This is a genomic window from Wukongibacter baidiensis, from assembly GCF_050888315.1.
In the GTDB taxonomy this organism is placed as follows: Bacteria; Bacillota; Clostridia; order Peptostreptococcales; family Caminicellaceae; genus Wukongibacter; species Wukongibacter baidiensis.
Genome location: NZ_CP138202.1, coordinates 3,960,314 through 3,982,602 on the forward strand (window position 1 = coordinate 3,960,314; position 22,289 = coordinate 3,982,602).

Below are 22,289 nucleotides of genomic sequence, written 5' to 3' on the forward strand. Positions count from 1 at the left end.
TATATCAAAATTGTTCATATTTATCTACAAAATTTGATAAAATTAGTTAAGGGAATTGTTTGAGTATATGTAATGTATATAAATCTATACACAAGAAAGTATGTTGAAGGAGATCCAGAGGATGAAAAATCATGATAGTCATACAAAAAAGGAAATAAAAAAGATTAAAAAACGATCGCTTAAGAAAAGGATCTTTAGAGTTATCTCTTATTCGAATATAAGTATTATATTGATTTTGTGTGTAGCAATTTTTCTTGGCGGTATCGCAATTTTAAAGGGATCTGCATTAACTATGTCATATTTTATTAGCTCAAAGATTGTTAAGGAAATAAGTTCAGATTCTTTTCTAGAGCATATGAATATAGATTCCATTGAGGAACTACGGGTTGACTCAAAAGAGTTTAAATATTGGATTAATGATATTGATAAGACACTGAGAATAAATTTTTTTACTCAAGTAGATGAACACATAGATCTTTCGCCAAAGGCTTTAAGAGATAGAAAAAAATTACTTAAGGAATTGCGAGAAGTTGAAGAGATAAATGACGAACTATATAAGGAATTAGTTGATGAAGAGAATGATTCTTATACATACTATGCAAGAGTATCTATAAAAATAAAGGATAAAACTTTATATGAAACAGGAAAATGGAAGAGTGGGCATACAAAAAAATATGAAGATGATTTACCTGAGTGGGAATGGCTCAGGACTCAGATTGATAATATGGGGATAAAAATTCCTATTTATAATCAGAATTATGAAGAAATAGGAGTAGTAGAGGCGTCTTTAAATCATCTGATGTTGGGAGATATCATAATAGTATTATTGATAGGAATAATTTTTATTTGTATCATTCTCCTCGTTCTTAGTAAGCTTATAACAAAGTTATTTACAACGCCTATACTTGATCCACTTAAGGAGCTTCAAGATAAGATGGATGAAGTAGCAGGAGAGGAAATTGGGGAGAATTTTGGGAAGCCCATAACCTTTAAGAAGCCCTTCTATGAGATTGAGAAATTGGCAAACTCTACAAACATGATAATGTGTAAAATGAAGGAGTATACAGAACTTCTACAGCAGCAAAAAGACGAGATGGAGGCCCAAAGGGATGAGCTTGAATCTCAAAAAGAGGAACTTGAAAGTCTGACTCTTAAGCTTGGCGCAACAAATGCAGACCTTGAACAGAAAAATGGCCAACTTGAGAACATCTTTAATAACGTAAGCCAAGGATTTTTAACATTTGGATCAGATCTCAGGGTAAAGCAAGAATATAGCCTAGAATGTAGAAGTATTTTTAAAAGTGATATAGCAGGAAAGTATTTCCCTGAGCTTCTATTCCAGGATGATACCGAGCAGATTCAGTTTCTTGATGATATTTTAAATAAAATATTACAAGAAGAAAATTCAGAAATGGTGGAATTATATATACCCCTGTTACCTACAGAGATAATGATTAACAATAGATACATACATATAAGCTATAAGCTCGTTAAAGATATTATGACCGTGTCTGGAAAAACATTCATGCTTATACTGACCGATATTACCGATAAAAAAGCCCTAGAAAGGCAACGCAATGAAGAAAGAAGGTTATTGAGTATGGTCGTAAAAGTTATTTCTAATCAGGAGGTATTTGTAGAACTTGTAGATGAGTTCAAGGATTTTATAAAGTCAATCAAATACTGTACCTTGATAAATGAGGATTGTTTTGAAGAATGTTACTCAGAAATCTATAGACAGATTCATACCTTTAAGGGTAGTTTTAGCCAATTTGATATCTATGATATAATAGACGAGCTTCATGACCTAGAATCAAGACTTTCTAAAGAAAAGGAAGAACTAAGTAGAAAAGGTGTTAATAGTATAAAAGATTTAATTCTTCAAAGGGATTTTGAAAATATATTAAGTACAAACCTTAAGATTTTCGAGGAGTATCTAGGCAAGGACTTTTTCAATCAGAAGGACATAATTAGAATCAAGAAACAGAAAATCGTTGAAATTGAAAATAAGATAGTTAAAATGTTACCTGGATATGAACAGAAGCAGTTACTATCCGATGTAAGAAGACTCAGATATAAACCATTAAAGGAATTATTGAGAAGCTATACAGAAAGCACTTTAAAGCTATCTCAGCGTATGGGAAAAGAAATAAAACCCTTTGAAATTGGTGGAGACGAAGTTCTAGTTGATCCTAAGTACTATAGCGATTTTATAAAGTCCTTGGTGCATGTTTTTAGAAACTGCGTTGACCATGGGATTGAAGAGCCAGAAGAAAGATATCTAACGGAAAAAAGCGAAATAGGCCTTATCGGATGTAAGATAGAAGATCAGAAGGATTATGTGAAGATAACTATTTCTGACGATGGAAGAGGTATAAACTTTGATAAAGTACGCAGAAAGCTATGGGAAAATAATGTTTATTCTCAGGATGAAATAGAGGATTTAGATGAAAATAAATTATTAGAAGCAATTTTTATGGATGAATTCTCAACGGAGACAGAGATTACCGAGATATCTGGTAGAGGTGTTGGACTTGCAGCCGTAAAAAATGAATTAGAGAAGATAGAAGGAAAATTTGAGGTTGTAACTGAGAAGGGAATAGGGACAAGCTTTATATTTACTTTACCCATCACCCGTAAAGAGAACTTTAAGTACTTATCTATCGAGACAATCTTAAATTCTCTTGCTGAAACCAGTATCAGATATATAAAGGATCAAACATCGATTAATCTAGAGCCTCTCTATGAGGAATACAAAAGAGTAGATAAAATCAATTTAAATAAGATAACCGTACTAATAAATATCAAAGGAGATTTTAACGCGATTTTTGCCCTGAGCATCAACGAAGAGTTAGCTAAAAAGCTGGTAAAGAGTTTTGTAATAGATGAATTAACCCCTGAAGAGGAAGCTGAATGCTTGGATGATGTGGTTGCAGAAAGCTCAAATATTATAATAGGAAACTCTGTAAAGAGCTTCGATGAAATGGATCAGATTGTGAATATTGGATCGCCTACAATATTGTGTTATAAAGGGGCTTCTATCAAGAATATTGACTCTAACATGATGGCGATAGAACTGGCGAATAATGGATACAAACTTAATCTTAGTATAATATCTATGAACAATAAGGAGGATGACCTATGGCACGTATCTTAATAGTAGATGACTCGTTCATAATGAGAAAAAATTTGAAAAATATACTCACAAAGGAAGGCCATACCATAGCTGGAGAAGCATCAAATGGTAAGCAAGCGGTAATAGCCTATAAAGAGACTAAGCCGGATTTAGTTACTATGGACATAACGATGCCAACTATGGATGGTATCGAAGCCTGCAAGCAAATCGCTGGAGAAAATCCTGAGGCAAAGATAATAATGATAAGTGCTTTGGATCAGAAGAGAAAGGTTTTTGAGGCCTTAAACAATGGTGCAAAGCATTACATATTAAAGCCAATAACAAAGGAAAAAGTCATAAAGATCGTTGATGAAGTGTTAATTACCGAAGGGTTAGATCAAGCCATTGAAGAAAAAGAATATGAAAAGGATAATCTGGAAGTAAAAGAACCAGTTCAGCCCTTTAGTATTGAAAATAATATGGGGAAATTTATCATTAACATAAATGAAACCATCGACAATGAGAACTTTCAATCCTTAAAGCTTGCCATAAATGGATTTCTATTTATAAAACCTTTAAATATCGTTTTGGATTTTGGGGATGCAAAGAGTCTAGACGTTGGAGTATTATTTGAATTAAACAATGTAATAGAAAGCATTAAAGGTGTAGGTGGAGAGTATAGTGCTATAGCTAAGAATGACAGTTTCATAGATTTTGCAAAGACAAATGGCAGTATATTGTTTGGATAGGAAATGTATTGGGCTAATCGCTGATAGCTGATAGCTAACTGCACAACTTTTTAAGCCAGATTTAGGAGCTATATATTTATATGGCTTAATAACGATTACTATAATTATAGGGGCTGTCTCATGAAGTTATCTCATGAGTTCAGCCCCAGGGTGTTTCAGAATGGATGAAGTTCGAGGTTTTTAAATTTCAACGGCTTGGCTAGTACTTGTGTACGTGCCAAGTCGGTGGAATTTGAAATAACGAAGAAATTCGCCATTCTGAGACACCCTAACTATAAGTTCTCAACAACTAGTCTGCCCATTTCCCTTGTGCCAACCAACTTAGTACCATCACTGTAAATATCCCCAGTACGATACCCATCATTAAGAACCTTTTCCACAGCCTTCTCTATAGCATCTGCTTCTTTTTCTAAATCAAAGGAGTATCTAAGCATCATTGCAGTAGATAAAATCGTAGCAAGGGGATTTGACTTATCCTGACCAGCAATATCAGGAGCAGAACCGTGAATAGGCTCATATAAACCAAACTTGCCTTCCCCAAGGCTTGCCGATGGAAGCATTCCAATAGAACCCGTAAGCATACTTGCCTCGTCGGATAAAATATCACCAAACATATTAGTAGTTACCACAACATCAAACTGCTTTGGATCACGAATAAGCTGCATAGCTGCATTATCAACAAGCATATGATTTAAAGTAACATCGGGATACTCCCCAGCGATACCATTAACAGTCTCCCTCCAAAGCCTTGAACTCTCAAGAACATTCATCTTATCGATATTAGTAACTAGTTTTCCTCTTTTTCTAGCAATCTCAAAGGCCTTTCTAGTTATCCTATCAACCTCACCTACACTATAAAGCTCAGTATCATAGGCAGCCTCGCCCATATCACTCTCTGTTCGGCCTCTTTCACCAAAGTAAATACCACCAGTCAGCTCACGAACCACACAAATATCAAAGCCACCCTCAATAAGCGCAGGCTTTAGAGGACAAGCCTCCTTTAGAGGATCATAAAGAACAGCAGGACGAATATTGGCATAAAGACCAAGCTCCTTCCTAATCTGCAGAAGACCCTTCTCGGGTCTTAAATGACCAGGAAGATCATCCCACTTAGGACCACCAACAGCGCCTAGTAAAACAGCATCGCTGCCCTTACAAATCTCAACGGTTTCCGTAGGAAGAGGAGTACCCTTTACATCATAGGCACAGCCACCTGCCAAAACCTCAGTAAAAATAAAACTATGACCATAAACCTCACCAATTTTCTCAAGAACAAGAAGGGCCTGATCGATTATCTCAGGACCGATCCCATCACCACGAATAACAGCTATCTTATACTTCATTATCATATCCTCCCACCGAAATAAATACTATGAATCCCTTTCAGAAATATAATTAATCAGTCCATCCTTACTAATAATCTCCTGCATAAACTCAGGAAGGGGCTCAGCCCTGTAGGTCTTATCCTTAGTCAAATTAAAAATCTCTCCAGTACTGAAATTAACCTCAACCTCATCACCGGATTCAATATCATAGGCAGCTTCCTCGCACTCAAGAATAGGAAGCCCAATATTAAAAGAATTTCTATAAAAAATCCTAGCAAAAGTAGCAGCAATAACACATGACACCCCAGAAGCCTTAATAGCAATAGGAGCATGCTCCCTAGAAGAACCGCACCCAAAATTCTTATGGGCAACAATAATATCATCCTTTTTTACCTTAGACGCAAAGCTATCATCAATATCCTCCATACAATACTTTGCCAGCTCCTTAGGATCAGAAGTATTCAAATACCTTGCAGGAATAATAACATCAGTATCTACATTATCACCATACTTAAAAACCATACCCTTTTTCTTCATGTCAATAACCTCCTACACTATTTCCTCTGGATTAGTAATCTCACCTGTCAAAGCAGATGCTGCCGCAACCTCTGGACTTGCCAAATATACCTCCGACTCAGGGTGTCCCATCCTACCAACGAAATTACGATTAGTAGTAGCAACAGCCCTTTCGCCTTCGGCGAGGATTCCCATATGGCCTCCAAGACATGGACCACAAGTAGGAGTACTCACAACGGCGCCAGCCTTAACAAAAATTTCAATCAACCCTTCCTTAAGAGCCTGTAAATATATCTTCTGCGTAGCAGGGAAGACAATAGTCCTAATACCCTTAGCAACCTTCTTACCATCTAAAATCTTAGCAGCAACCCTAAGATCACTGATTCGACCATTAGTACAGGAACCAATAACAACCTGATCTATCTTTACACCCTTAGCCTCATCAATAGTGCGGGTATTATCCGGTAGGTGAGGGAAGGAAACAGTAGGTCTAATAGAAGACAAATCAATCTCATAAACCTCATCATATACAGCATCCTCATCGGGAGCATAAACAGTATATTCCTTAGTAGAGTGTTCTTTTACATAATCTAAAGTAATATCATCAACCAAGAATATCCCATTCTTAGCACCGGCCTCAATAGCCATATTAGCAATAGTAAACCTATCATCGATAGATAAATTCTTAAGGCCTTCTCCAACAAACTCCATAGACTTATAAAGAGCACCATCAACGCCTATCATACCGATGATATGAAGAATAACATCCTTACCGCTTACCCATTTACTTAGCTTACCAGACAAAACAAACTTTAAAGCACTAGGAACCTTAAACCAGCACTGACCCGTAGCCATACCAGCAGCCATATCAGTACTACCGATTCCAGTAGAAAAAGCACCAAGAGCACCGTAGGTGCAGGTATGGGAATCGGCACCGATAACCACATCACCGGGAACAACTAAACCCTTCTCAGGAATAAGAGCATGCTCAATACCCATCTCTCCTATTTCAAAATAGTTCTTAATCTCCTTATCATAGGCAAACTCCCTAATACACTTACACTGCTGAGCAGACTTAATATCCTTACTAGGAGTAAAGTGATCAGGAACAATAGCAATCTTGTTCTTATCAAAAACCTCACTTCTATTCATCTTATTAAACTCATTAACAGCTACAGGAGTAGTAATATCATTACCTAAAACCAAATCAAGATTTGCCTGAATAAACTGCCCAGCATTTACTTTTTCAAGTCCTGCGTGGGCCGCTAGTATTTTCTGTGTCATAGTCATACCCATTTTGATGACCTCCTTTAATCTAATTTAACCTTTATTTTACTTTATCAATTTATACTCAATAGAATCTCTCAGAGCTATTAAGCTTGCTTCGATGATATCAGTTGATACACCGACGGTAGTCCAAGACTCCTTGCCATCGGTAGACTCTATTAAAACTCTAACCTTTGCCGATGTAGCATTTTCAGCATCTAAAACCCTAACCTTGTAGTCAGTCAAGTGAACTTCTTTTAACTGAGGATAGAATATCTCTAAAGCCTTCCGCAGAGACTTGTTAAGAGCATTTACTGGTCCATTTCCTTGCTCAGCAGTGATTTCCTCTTGATCATCAACTATAACTTTGATGATACTTGAAGCCATAAAATCATTGCTAAGAACAGAGTGTTCACCGATAGTTTTAAAGGAATCTATCTGGAAAGGAGAGGTGTGCTTGCCAAGGAACTTACGTATAACCAGTTCGAAGGAAGCCTCTGCACCTTCATATTGATAACCTTCATGCTCAAGCTCCTTAAGCTTATCTATGATTTCTTGAGCTTCGGGAGAATCCTTTGATATTGTGCTATCAACTTTTTTAATAAGAGGAAGTACAGTACTTTTTCCTGAGACCTCCGACATTAAGAATCTTCTACGGTTACCAATAAGCTCCGGGGAAACATGTTCAAAGGAGCTTGAAGCCTTTAAAACACCATCTATATGCATTCCACCCTTATGGGCGAAAGCGCCGCTGCCGACATAGGGCATGCCATGAACTAGTTTCAGATTGCTTATCTCTGCAATATACCTTGCCGAGGTGGTAAGCTTCTGTAGCTTATCCTCTGGTATACACTCTAGGTTCATCTTTAACTGCAGATTTGCTATTATGGTTGAAAGATTTGCATTGCCGCATCTCTCACCGAATCCAATATATGTTCCCTGAACGTGAGTAGCTCCTGCTTTTACAGCCATGACTGAGTTGGCTACAGCCATGCCGCAGTCATTGTGACAATGAATTCCAACCTCAACATCAAATGTATCAGAAACCTTTCTTGTAATCTCGTATATATCACCTGGGAAGGTACCACCATTGGTATCACACAGAACTATTGAATCTGCACCGCCATCTACAGCAGCTTTTAGAGCACTTAAAGCATATTCAGGATTTGATTTATAACCATCAAAAAAATGCTCAGCATCAAATATGACCTCCTTACCATTTTCCTTTAAGTAAAGGATTGTATCGTAGATCATATTTAAGTTTTCATCTAAACTAGTTTTGATAATATCCGTCACATGAAAATCCCAAGACTTACCGAAAATTGCTATTGCAGGAGTATTAGCCTCCATTAGTGATGCTACATTAGTATCTTCACTGGCAGAGATACCTTTTCTTCGAGTACTTCCAAAGGCAACGATTTTAGAATTTTTTAGTTCTACAGATCTCAGCCTTTCAAAGAATTCCAAATCCTTGACATTCGAACCAGGATTACCGGCCTCGATATAGGTAATACCTAAGCTATCCAGTGTAGCAACAATCTTTAATTTATCATTAACCGAGAAGGAAATACCTTCCCCTTGTGCTCCATCTCTGAGGGTAGAATCAAATATCTTTATTTTGTTGCTCAAAATAAAACCTCCTTTCTAGTTTTTATGAAGAATTGTTAGTGAACGAAAGTAAATAAATAAAATCTTAGGTGTATTGAATCTTTTGTTTCTGGCCAGAGTGTTATTAAAAAAAGTAATAAAAAAACGCCCTTGAATTTAATATTCAAGGACGAGTATTTACCCGCGGTACCACCTTAATTGTATCCTAAAACAAGGACACCTCTTTTTCAGTTCTAACAAACCTAAGCCTTTAACGGGGCTAATCGTTATCCTTTACTAAAACTCTGTTCAAGGACACAGCTCGGGAGTGATATGCATTTTATAGATAGTATCGGTTTCCAGCAACCACCGACTCTCTAGAACTATTAATATAAAATACCAGTCTCCGTCATAGCGTTTATATATATACAGATGCTCAGTGATTCTAAGAGTTTTTGATGTATATGAATTAATAGTCTTTCCTGAATCTCTATGAATCTCATATTATAATTATTCAAATTATAACAACGAGCTTTTTGATTGTCAACAAATAATTCAAAAAATTCTAAAACAAGCAAAATATTTGAATATATAAAAAAATGTAATATTACCCGGATTATTTACAGAAAGTTTGAAAAGACGTATCAGAGCTTTAAATTTCCATGAATGATCCGGGGTCTAATCAGTAATTTGAGAACCGCCTCTTTGGATGCCTGTAAACCCTGTACGGACTAACTCAAGTATCCCGAAGGGCTTTATAACATCTATGAATGCAGATATTTTTCCAGAATCACCGGTTAACTCTACAGTTAGGGTTTCCGATGAGATATCTACTATATTTGCTCTAAAAATATTAACTGTTTCGTTGATAGCAGTTCTTTCTTTGGCGTTTGCTTTAACCTTAATCAATACAAGATTTCTATGAACAGATTTTTCTGGCTTAAGCTCCACGACCTTGATAACATCTATGAGCTTATTTAATTGCTTAGTCATCTGTTCAAGAATATAGTCATCGCCTGTAACTGCGATGGTCATTCGAGAAATACTTGGATTTTCAGTAACACCTACAGTAAGACTGTCTATATTGTAGCCTCTACGACTGAATAAACCTGCAATTCTACTTAATACTCCAGAGTGGTTTTGTACTAAAACCGATAGAATGTGCTTACTCATATGAATTCCCCCTTCCCTATAGGATACTAAAGATACTTGGATCTACTAGACATTCAATGATATAGCTGTCATCGCTGTTTAAGGCAGTATCTAGAGCTGCTTCTAGTTCTTCATTTGAAGATATTCTTAGGCCTTTTAGACCATAGGCATCAGCTATCTTCATAAAATCTGGATTAGCAGTAAAATCTACTCCAAAATATTTACCCTTTCCAACTTTGATATCCTGAAGTTCTCTAACCATTCCTAGTCTGTTATTGTTAAAGAGTAGTATTGTAATATTTTGGTTTGACTCACGTAAGGTTGCTAATTCTCCTAGGGACATTTGAAAACTGCCATCACCTAGGCTGCATATAACTTTTCTAGCTGGGTCTGCTAGCTTAGCCCCTATAGCTGCAGGAAGACTGTAGCCCATAGTTCCGAGGCCTCCAGAAGTTAAGAATTTCCTATCGCCATTCACCACTAAATTTCTAGCAGCCCAAATCTGATTCTGACCAACATCAACGGTAAAGATTGCGTTGCCAGGAACTATACTAGATAGTGTTTTCAATGCTTCCTTTGGATTGACGAAGGTATCCTTGCCTCCAAATTTCTCCACTACATTTTCTTTAAGGGAGTTAATTCTCTGAATCCACTCATCGGTATCAAGGGGTTCAACCTTTTCAATAAATTGATTTAAAATATTCTTTGCATCGCCAACAACTGGAATGGTAGTATCTAGATTTTTACCAATCTCAGCAGGGTCAATATCAATATGAATAATAGAAAGATCTTTATTTGTAAGCTTGAAGCCAGCTGTAGCACGATCGCCGACCCTAGCACCTATAATCATTAATAAATCTGTCTCCGTTACAGCCCTATTGGCATAGGAGTGACCGTGGGATCCTACCATGCCTACATAATAATCGGAATCCGAGGTAAGAGCACCAATACCCATTAGGGTATGCACAACGGGTATCTTTGATTTTTCAGCAAAAATCTCAAGCTCCTTAGACGCTTCGGAGCACAATATTCCGCCTCCAACACAAATCAAAGGTTTTTTGCTGGTTTTAAGTCTTTTAAGAGCTCTTTTCACTTGACCCGCATGGCCTACATAGGTAGGCTTATATCCAACTATATCTACAGAATCAGGGTAAGAGAAATTTATACTTTGCATCTGAACATCAAGAGGTATATCTATAAGTACAGGACCTGGCCTTCCTGTAGAAGCTAAATAAAAAGCCTCTTTAAATATTCTTGGTATATCGTTAGCATCTTTAACAAGATAGTTATATTTAGTAAATGGTTCGGTAGAACCTACAACGTCTGCCTCTTGGAAAACATCTTTACCTATGGCCGTTGTATTTACTTGGCCAGTTATTGCCACAAGAGGTATAGAGTCCATATAGGCTGTGGCAATACCAGTAATTAAATTTGTAGCACCGGGGCCAGATGTAGACATACATACACCAACGGTACCTTTGGTTCTTGCAAAACCACTGGCAGCATGGGCTGCTCCTTGCTCATGTCTAACTAGGACATGTCTTATATCAGAATTTCTTAAAGATTCATATATTGGAAATACAGCTGCACCAGGATAGCCGAAAACAATATCCACACCTTCATTTTCTAGACATTTTACAATAGCATTTGAAACCTTCAAAATATCACCTTCTTAATTATTGGATTTCGTGACAAAAATTGGTCAATACTTTTTAGTCGCTTTCTAGCTATGCCCGTAATAGTGAAGTCTTTTTAATAAACTTAGTTTAAAACCTGTATTTCTAGAACTTAGAATTTAGAACCGACAAAGAGATTTCTATCATCTTTGCCCTTACGAAGATAATTAACAAGTATTGTAACAAAAAACAAGCCTCAAAGTCAACAAAATATTTTCAAAATTATGCAAATTTATTCATAATATAAAAATTAGGTGAAAAAATTTTTTCGTGATGTAAAAAATTGTTTATGCATAAAAATAAATAAACTTCGATATTTTTTCAAAAAACCTATTGACATTTGAAATTCGATTTGTTAAGATACAATACAATACCTGGAAATTACAAAGCGAAAAAGCAATGATGGAGAGCGTATTTTGCGAAGGCAGTTTCAGAGAGTCGGTGGTCGCTGTGAACCGATACTGTAGTAAAAATACTACTCACTCCTGAGCTGCATCTCTGAAATACTTATAGGAGATAGATGGTATGCCCCATTATCGGCTAGGGTTTGATTGAACCTGAAATGAGTGGTTTTTGATTATTCAAAAACAAATAAGGTGGTACCACGTGGAAATTTACCTCGTCCTTAAATTTATATATTTAAGGTCGAGGTTTTTGTTTTTTTAAAAGTAAAATGTCATGACAACCAAACTAATATAAAAAGATTCATACCTCACGTAGAGTATGTAAAAAAGAACAGAAGATAGTGTCCTAATAGGATGGTCTTAACTTAGAACTTGAAAATTAGAATTTAGAATCTAAAACTTAGAACTTAGAAATCAGAGCTACAAACTATTCTAAATGTGAAGGGGAGAATTTAAATGGGGAAGATAATTAAGATTTTTGATACGACATTAAGAGATGGAGAGCAATCACCTGGATGCAGTATGAATCTTCAGGAAAAGATACAAATGGCTAAGCAATTAGAACTTTTGAAGGTAGATATAATCGAAGCAGGCTTTGCCATTGCTTCAGAAGGTGACTTTATCTCAGTTAAGGAGATTGCAAAGACTATAAAGGACTGTACAGTAGCAAGTTTAGCTAGAACACTACCAAAGGATATAGATTATGCATGGGAAGCAGTAAAATATGCTGCAAGACCAAGGATTCACACATTTATAGCTACTTCAGATATTCATATGAAGTATAAATTGAAAATGGACCCAGAGGATGTAATTGAAAGAGCAGTTAGTATGGTTAAACATGCAAAAAAATACTGTGAAGATATTGAATTCTCTGCAGAGGATGGTACAAGAAGTGATCCTATATTCCTATCAAGATTATTTGAAAAGGTTATAGCAGCGGGAGCGACTGTAATAAATATACCAGATACAGTGGGATACACAACTCCTGATGAATATTATGACTTCATAACTAAAATAAGAGAGAACACCTCAAATATGCATAAAGCAGAGATATCTGTACATTGCCATAATGACTTGGGTCTTGCTGTTGCAAATACAATAGCTGCGGCAAGGGCCGGTGCAACTCAATTTGAGTGTACCATTAACGGTATTGGTGAAAGGGCAGGGAATGCAGCCCTTGAAGAAATTGTAATGGCCATAAACACTAGAAGAGATATCTTGGATTTAGATTGTAATATCGACACAACTCAAATAATGCGTTCAAGTAAGCTTTTGAGTACCATAACAGGTGTTCAAGTACAGCCTAATAAGGCAATCGTAGGGGCTAATGCATTTGCCCATGAATCTGGAATCCATCAACATGGTGTAATGGAAGAAAGAAGCACCTATGAAATCATGACACCGGAATCCGTAGGGTTAACTACAAATAAGATGGTTCTGGGCAAACACTCTGGTAAACATGCATTCCTAGAAAGAGTTAACTCTTTAGGATATACCTTGACAGATGAAGAATTAGTTAAAGCCTTTAAGAAATTTAAGGACTTGGCAGATAAGAAGAAGGATGTTTACAACAGGGATATTGAAGCCATAGTAGCAGGTGATTCTATAGAAACACCAAAGACCTATGAACTAGAGAATTTTGTGATTAACAGTGGAAATGTAATTACATCAACGGCTTCAATAGCTTTAAGAATCGATGATAAACTGGTTGAAGAAGCATCAATGGGAGATGGGCCAGTAGATGCAGCCTTTAAGGCAATAGAAAAAATCGTAGGAGTAAATCTAGTCCTTGAAGATTATGGACTTCACTCTGTTACAGAGGGGAAGGACGCTCAAGGTGAGGCAATGGTTAAGATCAGCCATGATGGCAAGATGTATAGAGGAAGAGGGCTTAGTACAGATATAGTGGAGGCTAGTATAAGAGCATACATCAGTGCCGTCAATAAAATGGCCGATGAAATAGGACTGATGGATAAGGAAGAAAGAGCATCATAAAGTTAGATATATGTTTTAAATAAACATCATATATAAATTAATCAGATAATATAAGGAGGAACTTATAGTGGCAAAGATGTATTATGATAAGGATGCAAACAAGGAAATGCTTGCAGGAAAAAAGGTAGCAGTTATTGGTTTTGGAAGTCAGGGGCATGCCCATGCATTGAACCTAAAGGAAAGTGGAGTAGACGTTGTAGTTGGACTATATAAAGGAAGCAAGTCTTGGGAAAGAGTTAAAGAAAGTGGACTAGAGGTTATGGAGGTTGCTGAGGCGGCTAAGGTGAGTAATATAATAATGATTTTAGTACCAGATGAAAAACAAAGAAGTATATATATGGAGAGTATCATGCCTAACCTAGAGGAAGGAGATGCTTTAGTTTTCGCCCATGGCTTCAACATACATTTCACGCAGATAGTGCCTCCAGCCAACGTAGATGTTTTCATGGTTGCACCAAAGGGACCTGGACATTTGGTAAGAAGAGTATATCAAGAAGGAAAGGGTGTACCTGCGCTAATAGCTATTTATCAAGATTATACTGGTAAGGCTAAGGACTTAGCACTTGCATATGCTAGTGGAATAGGAGCAGCTAGAGCAGGTGTTATAGAGACTACTTTCCAAGAAGAAACTGAGACAGATCTATTTGGAGAGCAGGCTGTATTATGTGGTGGCGCAACAGAGCTAATAAAGGCTGGCTTTGATACTCTAGTTGAAGCAGGATATCAACCTGAGATTGCATACTTTGAATGCCTACATGAACTAAAGCTTATTGTAGACCTTCTTTATGAGGGTGGATTTGAAAAGATGAGATACAGTGTAAGTGATACAGCAGAGTACGGGGATTACATGGTTGGTAGAAGAGTTATAACAGACGAGACACGTAAGGAAATGAAGAAAGTTCTTCATGAAATACAAACAGGTCAATTTGCAAAGAATTGGCTATCAGAAAACAACATGAACAGACCAATGTTCAATGCTATTAAGAGAAGAGAGCTTGAGCACCCGATAGTTGAGGTGGGTAAAGAACTTAGAAGTATGATGGAGTGGATTAAAGAGTAATATATATAATAGAAGAGTCTACATTATTAAAGTCATGTGATTAAAACCATTAGAAATTTTTCTTATGGTTTTAATTTTTTTTGATAATTTTCCACGCTACAGTGAAAAAACTGGCTTTTCAATAGTCTCCTCTATACTACTGAGTTTTTATTAGGGATAAAATTTGATACAATGATGTATATAGAAAAATTTTGCTTATTTAAGCGAGAAATGATAAAGGTGATGTAAGATGGATTTATTTGAGATACAGAGACAAGAAAAACTAAAGAAGGACTCACCCTTAGCGGAGCGCCTAAAACCCAGAAATCTAGAGGAATATGTTGGACAAGAACATATACTGGCACCTGGAAAACTCCTTTGGAGAGCAATCAAGGCTGACAGGATTACCTCAATAATCCTATATGGACCTCCTGGTACCGGTAAGACAAGCCTTGCAAGGATTATTGCAAATACTACCAAATCGAACTTTGTACAGCTAAATGCGGTAACCTCCGGTGTAAAGGATTTAAAGGAAGTAGTTAAGGAAGCAAAAAATCAGCTTGGTATGTACAATAAAAGAACCATACTATTTTTAGATGAGATACATAGGTTTAATAAGGCTCAGCAGGACGGATTGTTACCTAGTGTAGAAAATGGAACATTAATATTAATAGGCGCCACAACTGAAAATCCATTTTTTCAGGTAAATAATGCATTGATTTCTAGATCGATGTTATTCAAGCTAGAACCCCTAGATGAAGAACATATTAAGAGGATAATCAAAAGAGCAATAGAAGATGATGAAAAAGGACTTGGATTATATAATGTAAGTTTACAGGAAGATGCATTGGAATTTCTTGCTAGTGTGGCAGGGGGAGATGCAAGAAGAGCATTAAATGCTTTGGAACTAGCAACCTTGACCACTGATATGAATGAAGAGGGAAAAATAGATATAGATATAGAAGTAATCAAGGAATGTATGCAGAAGAAAGCAATCAAATATGATAAGGATGGAGATTATCACTACGATGTAGTTTCCGCATTTATAAAGAGTATGAGGGGATCCGATCCCGATGCTGCATTGCATTATCTTGCTAGAATGCTTTATGCAGGAGAAGATCCTGTGTTTATTGCCAGAAGGATAGTTATAGCTGCCTCTGAGGATGTAGGGAATGCCAATCCCCATGCCCTTATCCTTGCAAACAATGCTGCCCAGGCAGTTCAGTTTATAGGTATGCCTGAAGCAAGGATAATATTATCCCAGGCAGCTGCATATGTAGCCATTTCCCCTAAAAGTAATGGCAGCTATGTTGGGATAAAAAAGGCACTAAGTGATGTTGAGAATAAGAAAATAGGACAAGTGCCTCTCCACTTGAGGGATGGACATTATAAAGGCGCAAAAAAATTGAAACATGGATTAGGATACATATATCCCCATGACTACCCCAATAATTATGTTGAGCAGCAGTACCTTCCCGATGAATTAGTAGGAACAACATACTATGAGTTAAGTGATAATGGGCAGGAAAAGAAGATAAAAGAAATGATGAAAAGATTAAAGAAGAAATAATAGGCACAGGCTGATTTTAATACAAAAATAAAGTCTTCTATGGAAGTATACATAGGAGACTTTATTAGATGTCCATTAAAAATTTATTGACTATTGTCACAATATTTGATAAACTATGAATAATTATTACAACTTGTATAGACAAGTGGACAAGGTGGCTTTCGATGTTAAAGAAGAATCATGTTATACCATTATATATGCAGCTTCAAAGAATAATTAAAGATGATATAGTAAAGGGTAAATATCAACAAGGAGAAATGATACCGTCAGAAACTCAGCTTAGTAAACAATACAATATTACTAGGACGACTGTAAGAAAAGCAATTTCTAATTTGATTGGTGAAGGTTTACTAAGAAGTGAACACGGTAAAGGGACTTTTGTTAGCTTGCGCCAGGTAAATTACAGTATGTGGAACTTTGGCGGGTTTACTGACTTCCTTAAAAGGAAAAATAAAGTACCAATTTCAAGGATATTGGAAGAAGATTTTATTAATATTAATGAAAAAAAATACTATAAACTTGTTAGGGCACGCGGTGTTAAGGAGGATGAAGAAGAGTTTTTAACAATTGATACATCCTACTTACCCCTAGATATATTTCCAAATATCAACAAACATAACTTTGAAAAACAATCGTTATATAATGTCATTAGAGAAGAGTACAGTATATTTCCCACTAATGTTGAGCTAGGTATATACCCTATATTGAGTGACAGCAAAACAAGTGAAATTTTTAAAGTTGAGAATGATACCCCACTGCTGCAATCAAAGGCTGTAGTATTCAGTGATACAGGTGTAGAAATAGAAAAAGTTAATATTATTTACGGTCCAAATGTAGAATTTAAATTGTTAACTAGGATTGATTAGTCCATTAAAAAGCCTATAATATAGAGATCTGCTTGAATCTCTGTAGGTTTTTTTTAAAAAAATAACTTGTATGGACAAGTATACAAGATGTGAGGGGTGTGATGTTAAGCTGTATAGTATTTATGTTTCAAGCTTCAAAGTATCCAAATGAACTACCATTAATTAAAATTTACGGGGGAAAATTTTTAAAAAAAGGAGAGATACTATGAAAAAACTAATATCATTAATGCTAATACTAGGACTTTTACTGGCTGGATGTTCAACAGGAGGTGAAGAGAAGCCTAGTGAGTCTCAAGCCGTTGATAAGAAGCCAAGTGTTGTCTTTGTTGTTACAGGTCAATTAGGAGATAAATCATTTAATGACTCAGCAGCAGAAGGTATCAAAAAAATCAATGAGCAATTAGGATTTAATACTAAGATTATTGAGGTAGGAAGAGACCAAACTAAATGGGAACCAACTTTTATGGACTTATCTGAAGAAGGGAAATACGACATTATTATAACTAATGGATCTAATGCAAAGGAAGTTGTTCAGTCTGTTGCAAACGAATTCCCAGATCAAAAATTTATACTTTTTGATACAGAAATAGAGAAGGGTCTAAATGAAAACGTATATTCAATAAGCTATAAACAAAACGAAGGTTCATATTTGGCAGGAGTATTAGCGGCATTAGTTACAACATCCGATATGGAGTATGCAAATCCTGATAAAAAGATAGGATTCATCGGAGGAAGTGAGCATCCTATTATTAGCGACTTCCTAGTAGGATATATTGAAGGTGCTAAGTCAGTTGAACCTGATATCAAGGTATTTGTATCATATATAGGGTCATGGGATGATACCGCAAAGGGTAAAGAAACTGCTTTAGCTCAGTTTGCACAAGGTGTTGATATTACATTCCCAGCTGCTGAGCAAGCAGGACTTGGATGTGTTGAAGCAGCAGTTGAGAAAGGCAAGTATATTATAGGTGTTGACTCAGATCAGGCAATGCTATTTAAAGGTGTTGATGAAGATAAAGCCAATGTAATTCTTACTTCAGTTCTGAAAGAAGTAGGAAATTCATTGAAAAGAGCTGTGGAATTAAATGAAGAAGAAAAGCTTCCTTGGGGAGACTTTGAGAGTCTAGGAGTTATAGAAGGCGGTGCAGGCATAGCCATTAATGAGTACTACGAGAAAAACGTACCTGATGATATTAAGGCAAAGGTAGCAAAGGAAAAAGAAAGAGTAGAAGCTGGTGGAGTTGACATTACATCGGCACTTGGAGCACCGGTTGAAGAAGTTGACGCAATTATAAACTCGGTAAAACCTTAGAAACACCCCGGGGCTGAGCTCATGTGAAACTTTTATGGGACAGCCCCATTACTTTCAAAACAATTCAAACTTCAACCATTCGTTATGGCTTTAATTAAAAAATGTTGAGGTGAAATAATGAAGAACGAACTACTAAGGATGCAGAACATCACTAAAATCTATGATAATGGTGTAATGGCTAACGATAATGTTAATTTTAGTGTTAGAAAAGGTGAAATACATGCACTGATGGGTGAGAATGGTGCTGGTAAAAGTACTTTAATGAAGATATTGTTTGGGGAACAAGGGATGGATAACGGTTCAATCTTTTTTGATGGAAAGGATATTTCCAAGCTAACATCCCATGAGGCAATTAATATAGGTATAGGAATGGTTCATCAGCATTTTATGCTTGTTGACTCATTAAAAGTATATGAAAATGTGGTTCTTGGAATGGAGCCTAAAAATGGATTTATTATTGATAATAAAGAAGCATATAAGTTAGTCAAGGATGTTGCAGAAAAATATAATCTAAAGGTCGATCCTAACGCAAGGGTAACAGATTTATCGGTTGGACTGAAACAAAAGGTTGAGATAATCAAGGTTTTAGCAAGGGGCGCAAAGCTACTGATTCTAGACGAACCTACGGCTGTATTAACACCTCAGGAGACAGAAGAACTATTTGAACAGCTATTACTTTTAAAAGAATCAGGACATACAGTTATTTTTATTTCTCACAAGATCAGAGAAGTAAGAAAGATTTGTGATCGAATAACGGTTTTAAGAGGTGGAAAAACCGTAGGTGTTATGGATGTTGGTGATTCTACTGAGGAGCAAATTTCGAATTTTATGGTTGGTAGAGAAGTTATACTCAAGGTTTCAAAGAGCATTCCTGAATTTGGTGATACCCTTTTAGATGTAAAAGGCTTGACCTATATAAATGAAGAGATGAAGCCAGTGGTAAACAACGTGTCCTTTAAAGTTAAGAAAGGTCAGATTTTAGGAATTGCCGGTGTAGAAGGAAATGGACAGAAAGAATTAGCTGAGTGTATTTTTGGACTAAACAAGGATGTTAAAGGTACAGTTCTATTTAATAATGAGAACATAATCGGAAAAAGCATTAGAAACATTAGGGACATGGGTATGTCATTTATACCGGAAGATCGAATGAAAACTGGAATAGCAACTAAAGTAAGTATCTGGGAGAATCTAATTTCCGATAGGATAGACCGTTCCCACTTGAAGGATAAGGGTTTTCTAAGTATGAAGAAAATTAAATCCCTAGCAAATCACCTTATTCAAGATTTTGCTATTGTTTGTAGAAACATGAATCAATTGACGGGAATGCTATCTGGAGGAAATATGCAAAAGGTTGTAGTTGCTAGAGAGATGTCAGCGAATCCTGAACTTTTAATAGCAAACCAACCTACAAGAGGTATAGATGTTGGGGCAAACGAATTTATCTGGAAAAAGCTAATTGAACTACGGGACAAAGGCAGAGGCATAATTTTAATATCAGCAGACTTAAATGAAGTACTTGAATTAAGTGACAGCATTTTGATTATGCACGATGGCGAAGTAGCAGGATATTTTGAAGATGCAAAAGAGATAGACGAATACAATTTAGGACTATATATGCTTGGATTAAAAAAACAAACTCAAAGAGGTGATGAATAGATGGAAACAAAAATTAATAAATTGACTTTATTAGAGATGTTACGTGTGTTTGTCGCCATATTTGGGTCGATGATTATAGTCTTTATTGTAATTTTTTTCATTAGTGATCAACCACTGGAAGCCATAAATGATTTCATCTTTGGTCCCTTTACCTCAGTTAGAAGAATGGGAAATATTATAGAAGCCATGGTACCAATTACATTTACCGGATTGGCTGTTGTGATGTTGTATAGAGCGGGTCTATTTAATCTATCAATGGAAGGTGCTTTCTTCATAGGAAGTGTTGCAGCAACGGCTTCAGCATTAACATTCAATTTACCTGCAGGCCTTAATTTAATAGTTGCAATGATATGTGCCATGCTTGCAGGAGGATTAACATGCTTGATTCCTGGACTGTTGAAGGTAAAGTGTAATGCAAATGAATTAGTTACATCTTTAATGTTAAATTATGTGATGCTCTTCCTAGGCTTATTTATTATAACAGAGTATTTTTATGATCCCAAAATGAACTCGACATATTCCTATATGTTTGATAAAAGTATGTTTTTACCAAGGATTATTAAGGGTACACGAATTAACATAGGTATTTTTATAGCCATTTTTGCAGTAGCAGTATTATGGTTAATTCTCAACAAGACATCCTTTGGATACAAAGTAACATTAGTAGGAAAGAATGGAGAGATGGCAAACTATTCAGGACTCAAAACTGGATTGATTATAATGGCATCACAATTTATTGGTGGTATGTTTGCAGGATTAGGCGGAAGTGTTGAGCTCTTCGGAATGTATAGAAGATTTCAATACACAGCATTGCCTAGATATGGTTGGGATGGTGTCCTTATAGCAATAGTTGCACGATATAAGGCAAAGTACGTTCCCCTTGCAGCTTTGTTTTTAGCATATATTAGGACAGGGGCTGATATTATGTCAAGAAATACAGATATCCCCTTCGAAATCGTTACAATTATTCAAGCCATTGTAATAGTACTTATTACAGCTAAAATTATTTTAGCAGAATACAGAAAAAAAGTTATTGTAGAAGATGTAAAAAGCTTTGAAAAGAAGAAGGTGATTAACTAATGGGTGGATTAATAGACGTAGTTTTTTCAACGGACTTTGTTTTTACAACTATCAGGGTAATGACACCTGTTCTCTTTGCTGCACTGGCATGTATGGTATATGGCAAAGGTGGTATCGATGCTATTGCAACAGAAGGGATAATGCTTATCTCTGCATTGGCAGGTGTGTTAGGCAGCTATTTCTTCCATTCTGCATTAGGAGGTGTCCTATCAGCAATATTTGTAGGAATCATGATCTCTATGCTCTTTGGTTATATTACTTTATCCTTAAAAAGTGAACCGATTTTAGCGGGGATAGCAATAAATACCTTTGCTGGCGGGATTACAATATTTGTAATTTATCTTTTGACAGGAAGTAAGGGTTCTACTCAAAGTTTAAACAATGAAGTTGTTCCTAACATAGATTTACCCTTTATTAAAGATATTCCAATAATCGGCGAGATTTTTTCTGGCCATAATGTTCTGACTTATTTATCGATGATATTAGTAATATTATTGGCAATATTTATTTATAAAACGCCAACAGGGCTGAGAATTAGAACTGTAGGAGAGAATGAAGAGGCCGCAAGATCTGTAGGTTTAAGTGTAAGAAAGTATAAGTATATAACATTAACAATAGCTGGTACAATGGCAGGTTTAGGTGGGGCATTTATGTCCTTGGCTTATGTTTCATTTTTCTCCAGGGATATGATTGCAGGTAGAGGATTTATTGGTATGGCCGCTGAGTCTATGGGAAGAGGAACACCGGTGGGAGTTTTAGTCTCCTCAATCCTTTTTGGTATGGCAGATTCACTAGCTATAAGATTGCAGTTGTTAAATGTACCACCTCAGCTTATTCAATTACTGCCTTATTTGATTACAATCATTGCTATAGCAGTATATTCATATCTAGAAATGAACAAGAAAAGGATTAATAAAGAAAAAGAAAAAAATTAAAGCTGAGAGAAAACTAAAGTAATTACATTTAGGAGTTGGAAATATA

General features: G+C 36.1%; 15 protein-coding genes, 1 pseudogene and 2 other annotated features. Of the genes and pseudogenes, 10 read left to right on the forward strand and 6 right to left on the reverse strand.

Features of this window, described 5'->3' with window-relative positions; translation table 11 throughout:
• The first annotated feature begins 121 nt into the window (after positions 1 to 121).
• On the forward strand, positions 122 to 3,157 hold the full coding sequence (locus tag R9X47_RS17905) for an ATP-binding protein (RefSeq protein ID WP_432662394.1): 3,036 nt from the start codon (positions 122 to 124) through the stop codon (positions 3,155 to 3,157).
• Positions 3,142 to 3,495: pseudogene (locus tag R9X47_RS17910) on the forward strand (response regulator); the annotation flags it as partial. The gene R9X47_RS17905 and the pseudogene R9X47_RS17910, both read left to right, overlap by 16 nt.
• Positions 3,496 to 4,136: 641 nt before the next feature.
• On the opposite strand, the gene leuB reads toward R9X47_RS17910, so the two are convergent.
• The 6 genes from leuB to ilvB all read right to left on the reverse strand — a co-directional run bounded on the left by leuB (position 4,137) and on the right by ilvB (position 11,370).
• Positions 4,137 to 5,207, reverse strand: a complete 1,071-nt coding sequence (gene leuB / locus R9X47_RS17915) for a 3-isopropylmalate dehydrogenase (RefSeq protein ID WP_432662395.1) — start codon at positions 5,205 to 5,207, stop codon at positions 4,137 to 4,139.
• A 27-nt stretch (positions 5,208 to 5,234) separates the two neighbouring features.
• Positions 5,235 to 5,726: a 3-isopropylmalate dehydratase small subunit gene (leuD, locus tag R9X47_RS17920; protein ID WP_432662396.1), complete on the reverse strand. Its 492-nt coding sequence runs from the start codon at positions 5,724 to 5,726 to the stop codon at positions 5,235 to 5,237.
• Positions 5,727 to 5,738: 12 nt separating this feature from the next.
• Positions 5,739 to 7,001 (reverse strand): 3-isopropylmalate dehydratase large subunit, encoded by a 1,263-nt coding sequence (gene leuC / locus R9X47_RS17925; RefSeq protein ID WP_432662397.1) that lies wholly within the window; start codon positions 6,999 to 7,001, stop codon positions 5,739 to 5,741.
• A gap of 36 nt (positions 7,002 to 7,037) precedes the next feature.
• Positions 7,038 to 8,603 (reverse strand): citramalate synthase, encoded by a 1,566-nt coding sequence (gene cimA, locus R9X47_RS17930; protein WP_432667652.1) that lies wholly within the window; start codon positions 8,601 to 8,603, stop codon positions 7,038 to 7,040.
• A 138-nt stretch (positions 8,604 to 8,741) separates the two neighbouring features.
• Positions 8,742 to 8,980: a binding site (T-box leader), on the reverse strand.
• Positions 8,981 to 9,236: 256 nt separating this feature from the next.
• A complete protein-coding gene (ilvN, locus tag R9X47_RS17935) occupies positions 9,237 to 9,731 on the reverse strand; it encodes an acetolactate synthase small subunit (protein WP_432662398.1) in 495 nt (164 codons plus the stop codon).
• Positions 9,732 to 9,747: 16 nt separating this feature from the next.
• Positions 9,748 to 11,370 (reverse strand): biosynthetic-type acetolactate synthase large subunit, encoded by a 1,623-nt coding sequence (gene ilvB / locus R9X47_RS17940; RefSeq protein WP_432662399.1) that lies wholly within the window; start codon positions 11,368 to 11,370, stop codon positions 9,748 to 9,750.
• Between the two features lie 406 nt (positions 11,371 to 11,776).
• Positions 11,777 to 12,016 (forward strand) — a binding site (T-box leader).
• A gap of 230 nt (positions 12,017 to 12,246) precedes the next feature.
• Here ilvB and R9X47_RS17945 point away from each other — a divergent pair.
• The 8 genes from R9X47_RS17945 (at position 12,247) to R9X47_RS17980 (ending at position 22,243) form a co-directional block, all read left to right on the forward strand.
• Positions 12,247 to 13,785 carry a 2-isopropylmalate synthase gene (locus R9X47_RS17945; RefSeq protein WP_432662400.1) on the forward strand — a complete coding sequence of 513 codons (1,539 nt, stop codon included), beginning with the start codon at positions 12,247 to 12,249 and terminating at the stop codon, positions 13,783 to 13,785.
• Between the two features lie 67 nt (positions 13,786 to 13,852).
• On the forward strand, positions 13,853 to 14,845 hold the full coding sequence (gene ilvC, locus R9X47_RS17950; protein WP_432662401.1) for a ketol-acid reductoisomerase: 993 nt from the start codon (positions 13,853 to 13,855) through the stop codon (positions 14,843 to 14,845).
• Between the two features lie 229 nt (positions 14,846 to 15,074).
• A complete protein-coding gene (locus R9X47_RS17955) occupies positions 15,075 to 16,394 on the forward strand; it encodes a replication-associated recombination protein A (protein WP_432662402.1) in 1,320 nt (439 codons plus the stop codon).
• 164 nt (positions 16,395 to 16,558) lie between these two features.
• On the forward strand, positions 16,559 to 17,260 hold the full coding sequence (locus R9X47_RS17960; RefSeq protein WP_432662403.1) for a GntR family transcriptional regulator: 702 nt from the start codon (positions 16,559 to 16,561) through the stop codon (positions 17,258 to 17,260).
• A 205-nt stretch (positions 17,261 to 17,465) separates the two neighbouring features.
• Positions 17,466 to 18,572, forward strand: a complete 1,107-nt coding sequence (locus R9X47_RS17965) for a BMP family ABC transporter substrate-binding protein (RefSeq protein WP_432662404.1) — start codon at positions 17,466 to 17,468, stop codon at positions 18,570 to 18,572.
• A 117-nt stretch (positions 18,573 to 18,689) separates the two neighbouring features.
• On the forward strand, positions 18,690 to 20,228 hold the full coding sequence (locus tag R9X47_RS17970) for an ABC transporter ATP-binding protein (protein WP_432662405.1): 1,539 nt from the start codon (positions 18,690 to 18,692) through the stop codon (positions 20,226 to 20,228).
• Complete coding sequence (locus R9X47_RS17975) at positions 20,229 to 21,308, forward strand: ABC transporter permease (RefSeq protein WP_432662406.1); 1,080 nt, start codon at positions 20,229 to 20,231, stop codon at positions 21,306 to 21,308. It abuts the gene before it with no gap.
• On the forward strand, positions 21,308 to 22,243 hold the full coding sequence (locus tag R9X47_RS17980) for an ABC transporter permease (RefSeq protein ID WP_432662407.1): 936 nt from the start codon (positions 21,308 to 21,310) through the stop codon (positions 22,241 to 22,243). Before R9X47_RS17975 ends, R9X47_RS17980 begins: the two co-directional genes overlap by 1 nt.
• Positions 22,244 to 22,289: the final 46 nt, after the last annotated feature.

Coding starts and splice junctions, on each gene's coding strand:
- R9X47_RS17905 (WP_432662394.1), top strand. CDS start 122: ATGAAAAATCATGATAGTCATACAAAAAAGGAAATAAAAAAGATTAAA.
- leuB (WP_432662395.1), bottom strand. CDS start 5,207: ATGAAGTATAAGATAGCTGTTATTCGTGGTGATGGGATCGGTCCTGAG.
- leuD (WP_432662396.1), bottom strand. CDS start 5,726: ATGAAGAAAAAGGGTATGGTTTTTAAGTATGGTGATAATGTAGATACT.
- leuC (WP_432662397.1), bottom strand. CDS start 7,001: ATGGGTATGACTATGACACAGAAAATACTAGCGGCCCACGCAGGACTT.
- ilvN (WP_432662398.1), bottom strand. CDS start 9,731: ATGAGTAAGCACATTCTATCGGTTTTAGTACAAAACCACTCTGGAGTA.
- R9X47_RS17945 (WP_432662400.1), top strand. CDS start 12,247: ATGGGGAAGATAATTAAGATTTTTGATACGACATTAAGAGATGGAGAG.
- R9X47_RS17955 (WP_432662402.1), top strand. CDS start 15,075: ATGGATTTATTTGAGATACAGAGACAAGAAAAACTAAAGAAGGACTCA.
- R9X47_RS17960 (WP_432662403.1), top strand. CDS start 16,559: ATGTTAAAGAAGAATCATGTTATACCATTATATATGCAGCTTCAAAGA.
- R9X47_RS17965 (WP_432662404.1), top strand. CDS start 17,466: ATGAAAAAACTAATATCATTAATGCTAATACTAGGACTTTTACTGGCT.
- R9X47_RS17970 (WP_432662405.1), top strand. CDS start 18,690: ATGAAGAACGAACTACTAAGGATGCAGAACATCACTAAAATCTATGAT.
- R9X47_RS17975 (WP_432662406.1), top strand. CDS start 20,229: ATGGAAACAAAAATTAATAAATTGACTTTATTAGAGATGTTACGTGTG.
- R9X47_RS17980 (WP_432662407.1), top strand. CDS start 21,308: ATGGGTGGATTAATAGACGTAGTTTTTTCAACGGACTTTGTTTTTACA.